Below are 5,407 nucleotides of genomic sequence, written 5' to 3'. Positions count from 1 at the left end.
TTCTCGAAGTTTATTTGAGCAAATTTTTTGTCAGTAATTGATGAGCCAGAATTAGCACCTTGTCTTAACTAAGGTGCAAAATGATTTTAACTGAAGAGTTTGATCATGGCTCAGATTGAACGCTGGCGGCAGGCTTAACACATGCAAGTCGAGCGGGGGAAAGTAGCTTGCTACTGGACCTAGCGGCGGACGGGTGAGTAATGCTTAGGAATCTGCCTATTAGTGGGGGACAACATTCCGAAAGGAATGCTAATACCGCATACGTCCTACGGGAGAAAGCAGGGGACCTTCGGGCCTTGCGCTAATAGATGAGCCTAAGTCGGATTAGCTAGTTGGTGGGGTAAAGGCCTACCAAGGCGACGATCTGTAGCGGGTCTGAGAGGATGATCCGCCACACTGGGACTGAGACACGGCCCAGACTCCTACGGGAGGCAGCAGTGGGGAATATTGGACAATGGGGGGAACCCTGATCCAGCCATGCCGCGTGTGTGAAGAAGGCCTTATGGTTGTAAAGCACTTTAAGCGAGGAGGAGGCTACTAGTATTAATACTACTGGATAGTGGACGTTACTCGCAGAATAAGCACCGGCTAACTCTGTGCCAGCAGCCGCGGTAATACAGAGGGTGCGAGCGTTAATCGGATTTACTGGGCGTAAAGCGTGCGTAGGCGGCCATTTAAGTCAAATGTGAAATCCCCGAGCTTAACTTGGGAATTGCATTCGATACTGGATGGCTAGAGTATGGGAGAGGATGGTAGAATTCCAGGTGTAGCGGTGAAATGCGTAGAGATCTGGAGGAATACCGATGGCGAAGGCAGCCATCTGGCCTAATACTGACGCTGAGGTACGAAAGCATGGGGAGCAAACAGGATTAGATACCCTGGTAGTCCATGCCGTAAACGATGTCTACTAGCCGTTGGGGCCTTTGAGGCTTTAGTGGCGCAGCTAACGCGATAAGTAGACCGCCTGGGGAGTACGGTCGCAAGACTAAAACTCAAATGAATTGACGGGGGCCCGCACAAGCGGTGGAGCATGTGGTTTAATTCGATGCAACGCGAAGAACCTTACCTGGCCTTGACATACTAGAAACTTTCCAGAGATGGATTGGTGCCTTCGGGAATCTAGATACAGGTGCTGCATGGCTGTCGTCAGCTCGTGTCGTGAGATGTTGGGTTAAGTCCCGCAACGAGCGCAACCCTTTTCCTTACTTGCCAGCATTTCGGATGGGAACTTTAAGGATACTGCCAGTGACAAACTGGAGGAAGGCGGGGACGACGTCAAGTCATCATGGCCCTTACGGCCAGGGCTACACACGTGCTACAATGGTCGGTACAAAGGGTTGCTACCTAGCGATAGGATGCTAATCTCAAAAAGCCGATCGTAGTCCGGATTGGAGTCTGCAACTCGACTCCATGAAGTCGGAATCGCTAGTAATCGCGGATCAGAATGCCGCGGTGAATACGTTCCCGGGCCTTGTACACACCGCCCGTCACACCATGGGAGTTTGTTGCACCAGAAGTAGGTAGTCTAACCGCAAGGAGGACGCTTACCACGGTGTGGCCGATGACTGGGGTGAAGTCGTAACAAGGTAGCCGTAGGGGAACCTGCGGCTGGATCACCTCCTTAACGAAAGATTGGTGACTGGTAAGAATCCACAACAAGTTGTTCTTCGAAGATGTATCTGAGGGTCTGTAGCTCAGTTGGTTAGAGCACACGCTTGATAAGCGTGGGGTCACAAGTTCAAGTCTTGTCAGACCCACCACTACTGACGAAGTGATGAATAATCACAAGCTGCTAGATGAGAAGATATGTCGTTCATTATGATTGTAAGCTGGGGACTTAGCTTAGTTGGTAGAGCGCCTGCTTTGCACGCAGGAGGTCAGGAGTTCGACTCTCCTAGTCTCCACCACGTACTTTACGGAGTGCGGGCTAAAGATTACAGAATTTAGTAAGTTGAAAGCTTATTAACTTCTGTGATTTATCACAGTTTACTACACACCGACGAGGTGGTAGTTAATCATTAACAGATTAGTAGAATTGAGTCTGAAATAAATTGTTCACTCAAGAATTTAAGTTGATCGAAGTAATTTGATTAATTTAAACATATTGAGAACTAGCAAAAACACTGAATCAAGCGTTTTGGTATATGAATTTAGATTGAAGCTGTATGGTGATTAAGTTCACAGACAACGAATAGTAGCAATTAAGTTTGCAACGGTAACACTCACTTGTATGTGTTAACGACTGTTTGGGGTTGTATAGTCAAGTAATTAAGTGCATGTGGTGGATGCCTTGGCAGTCAGAGGCGATGAAAGACGTGATAGCCTGCGAAAAGCTCCGGGGAGGCGGCAAATATCCTTTGATCCGGAGATTTCTGAATGGGGGAACCCACCCGCTACAAGGCGGGTATCAATAACTGAATACATAGGTTATTGAAGCGAACGAGGGGAAGTGAAACATCTCAGTACCCTTAGGAAAAGAAATCAATTGAGATTCCCTTAGTAGCGGCGAGCGAACGGGGAGCAGCCCATTAAGTTGTGTGTGTTCTAGTGGAACGCTCTGGGAAGTGCGAACGTAGAGGGTGATATTCCCGTACACGAAAGGGCACACACAATGATGACGAGTAGGGCGAGGCACGTGAAACCTTGTCTGAATATGGGGGGACCATCCTCCAAGGCTAAATACTCCTGACTGACCGATAGTGAACCAGTACCGTGAGGGAAAGGCGAAAAGAACCCCTGTGAGGGGAGTGAAATAGATCCTGAAACCGCATGCATACAAGCAGTGGGAGCACCTTCGTGGTGTGACTGCGTACCTTTTGTATAATGGGTCAGCGACTTACATTCAGTAGCAAGGTTAACCGAATAGGGGAGCCGTAGAGAAATCGAGTCTTAATAGGGCGTTTAGTTGCTGGGTGTAGACCCGAAACCAGGCGATCTATCCATGAGCAGGTTGAAGGTTGGGTAACACTAACTGGAGGACCGAACCCACTGTCGTTGAAAAGCCAGGGGATGACTTGTGGATAGGGGTGAAAGGCTAATCAAGCCTGGTGATAGCTGGTTCTCCCCGAAAGCTATTTAGGTAGCGCCTCGGACGAATACCATTGGGGGTAGAGCACTGTTTCGGCTAGGGGGTCATCCCGACTTACCAAACCGATGCAAACTCCGAATACCAATGAGTACTATCCGGGAGACAGACTGCGGGTGCTAACGTCCGTAGTCAAGAGGAAAACAATCCAGACCGCCAGCTAAGGCCCCAAAATCATAGTTAAGTGGGAAACGATGTGGGAAGGCATAGACAGCTAGGAGGTTGGCTTAGAAGCAGCCACCCTTTAAAGAAAGCGTAATAGCTCACTAGTCGAGTCGGCCTGCGCGGAAGATGTAACGGGGCTAAAACTATGTGCCGAAGCTGCGGATTTGACATTAGTCAAGTGGTAGGGGAGCGTTCTGTAAGCCGATGAAGGTGTATTGAGAAGTATGCTGGAGGTATCAGAAGTGCGAATGCTGACGTGAGTAACGACAAAACGGGTGAAAAACCCGTTCGCTGAAAGACCAAGGGTTCCAGTCCAACGTTAATCGGGGCTGGGTGAGTCGACCCCTAAGGCGAGGCCGAGAGGCGTAGTCGATGGGAAATTGGTTAATATTCCAATACTTCTGTGTAATGCGATGAGAGGACGGAGAAGGTTAAGTCAGCCTGGCGTTGGTTGTCCAGGTGGAAGGCAGTAGGCATGCATCTTAGGCAAATCCGGGGTGCTCTATGCTGAGAGTCGATAGCAAGCTGTACTTGTACAGTGAAGTGGCTGATACCATGCTTCCAGGAAAAGTCTCTAAGCTTCAGTTACACAGGAATCGTACCCGAAACCGACACAGGTGGTCAGGTCGAGTAGACCAAAGCGCTTGAGAGAACTCTGCTGAAGGAACTAGGCAAAATGGTACCGTAACTTCGGGAGAAGGTACGCTGCTGACGGTGATGGGACTTGCTCCCTGAGCGGTTGGCAGCCGCAGAAACCAGGCCGCTGCAACTGTTTATTAAAAACATAGCACTCTGCAAACACGAAAGTGGACGTATAGGGTGTGATGCCTGCCCGGTGCTGGAAGGTTAATTGATGGGGTTAGCGTAAGCGAAGCTCTTGATCGAAGCCCCAGTAAACGGCGGCCGTAACTATAACGGTCCTAAGGTAGCGAAATTCCTTGTCGGGTAAGTTCCGACCTGCACGAATGGCATAATGATGGCGGCGCTGTCTCCAGCAGAGGCTCAGTGAAATCGAAATCGCTGTGAAGATGCAGTGTACCCGCGGCTAGACGGAAAGACCCCGTGAACCTTTACTGCAGCTTGACATTGAACTTTGACCTTACTTGTGTAGGATAGGTGGGAGGCTTTGAAGTTGGAACGCTAGTTCCAATGGAGCCGTCCTTGAAATACCACCCTGGTAATGTTGAGGTTCTAACTCTGCCCCGTAATCCGGGGCGAGGACCATGTCTGGTGGGTAGTTTGACTGGGGCGGTCTCCTCCTAAAGAGTAACGGAGGAGTACGAAGGTGCGCTCAGCGTGGTCGGAAATCACGCGTAGAGTATAAAGGCAAAAGCGCGCTTAACTGCGAGACCCACAAGTCGAGCAGGTACGAAAGTAGGTCTTAGTGATCCGGTGGTTCTGTATGGAAGGGCCATCGCTCAACGGATAAAAGGTACTCTGGGGATAACAGGCTGATACCGCCCAAGAGTTCATATCGACGGCGGTGTTTGGCACCTCGATGTCGGCTCATCTCATCCTGGGGCTGAAGCAGGTCCCAAGGGTATGGCTGTTCGCCATTTAAAGAGGTACGCGAGCTGGGTTTAGAACGTCGTGAGACAGTTCGGTCCCTATCTACCGTGGGCGCTGGAAATTTGAGAGGATCTGCTCCTAGTACGAGAGGACCAGAGTGGACGAACCTCTGGTGTACCGGTTGTGACGCCAGTCGCATCGCCGGGTAGCTATGTTCGGAAGGGATAACCGCTGAAAGCATCTAAGCGGGAAGCCTACCTCAAGATAAGATTTCCCTAGGAATTTATTCCTCTAAAGAGCCGTTCGAGACTAGGACGTTGATAGGTTGGGTGTGGAAGTACGGTGACGTATGAAGCTGACCAATACTAATTGCTCGTGAGGCTTGACTATACAACACCCAAACAGTTGTTGTATTCAAGATAAATTCAATACATAACTTGATTTAGTGAAGAAACTAGTTACAATACGACTCAATTAACTAATCCGTTAATAACTCTTTCGGTACTAAGTGGCAAAAACGTAAGACCACCGAAAGCCAAAACAGTTTGCTGGCGACAATAGCAAGAGTGAACCACCTGATCCCTTCCCGAACTCAGAAGTGAAACCTCTTAGCGCTGATGGTAGTGTGGCACTTGCCATGTGAGAGTA

Annotated in this window: 2 tRNA genes and 3 rRNA genes; all 5 read left to right on the top strand. The window is 49.5% G+C overall.

Annotated features, from left to right (window positions below):
- Nucleotides 1-87: 87 nt before the first annotated feature.
- Nucleotides 88-1,624: ribosomal RNA gene (locus ACF8D3_RS15290) — 16S ribosomal RNA — on the top strand.
- Between the two features lie 59 nt (nt 1,625-1,683).
- Nucleotides 1,684-1,760: transfer RNA gene (locus tag ACF8D3_RS15285), tRNA-Ile, on the top strand.
- Between the two features lie 71 nt (nt 1,761-1,831).
- Nucleotides 1,832-1,907: transfer RNA gene (locus tag ACF8D3_RS15280), tRNA-Ala, on the top strand.
- A gap of 351 nt (nt 1,908-2,258) precedes the next feature.
- Nucleotides 2,259-5,149: ribosomal RNA gene (locus tag ACF8D3_RS15275) — 23S ribosomal RNA — on the top strand.
- Nucleotides 5,150-5,306: 157 nt separating this feature from the next.
- Nucleotides 5,307-5,407 (top strand): 5S ribosomal RNA (gene rrf, locus ACF8D3_RS15270); the annotation flags it as partial.

The organism is Acinetobacter sp. YQ_14 (assembly GCF_043102985.1).
Lineage (GTDB): Bacteria > Pseudomonadota > Gammaproteobacteria > Pseudomonadales > Moraxellaceae > Acinetobacter > Acinetobacter venetianus.
This window is presented reverse-complemented; position numbering and strand designations above follow the sequence as displayed.